General features: G+C 48.9%; 1 protein-coding gene. It reads right to left on the bottom strand.

Going from position 1 to position 526, the window contains the following annotated elements; all coding sequences use genetic code 11:
• Window positions 1–68 precede the first annotated feature (68 nt).
• A partial coding sequence (locus R7Z77_RS28260; protein WP_318137424.1) for a TAXI family TRAP transporter solute-binding subunit occupies window positions 69–526 on the bottom strand: 458 nt, incomplete at its 5' end.

Genomic DNA, 526 nt, shown 5'->3' with positions numbered 1-526 from the left:
CTCTAACGGCTTTTTCAATGTTTAAAACAAAATAAAAGCCCCGAGATGCACTCGGGGCGAAGTTGGCGTTATTGCGCCATCAGTTCAGATGGGATTTCGATTCCCATTTCTTTGTAGTAACGAATCGCACCCGGATGCAGCGGTAAAGGAAGTCCCGAAATCGCTTTTTCGATCGCCATCGCTTTGGTTGCTTTGTGGATGCCTTGTAGGAACGGAAGGTTCTCGTAAATGGCTTTGGTCAGTTGGTAAACGTCCTCTTCCGAGATATCGTCTCGAACCGCAAGGAAGTTCGGCTGAGCAATCGTCGTGATTGGTTTATCTAAACCTGGGTAAGTGTTGGCAGGAATGTCGTACTTGGTCCACAACGTGTAGTTGCCGTTGGCTTGCTTGATTTGCTCGTCAGTGAACGAAAGTATCGAGATATCTTTGCCTAGCGCCGCAAATGCTTGCGTCACCGCCCCAACAGGAACACCTGCTGGCGTATTCATACCATCGATGGTGCCATTTTGTAGCGCACTTGCACTGC

The organism is Vibrio sp. 1401 (genome assembly GCF_033340295.1).
Note: the sequence above shows the minus strand (reverse complement) of the source record. Positions and strands in the feature narration are given on the sequence as shown.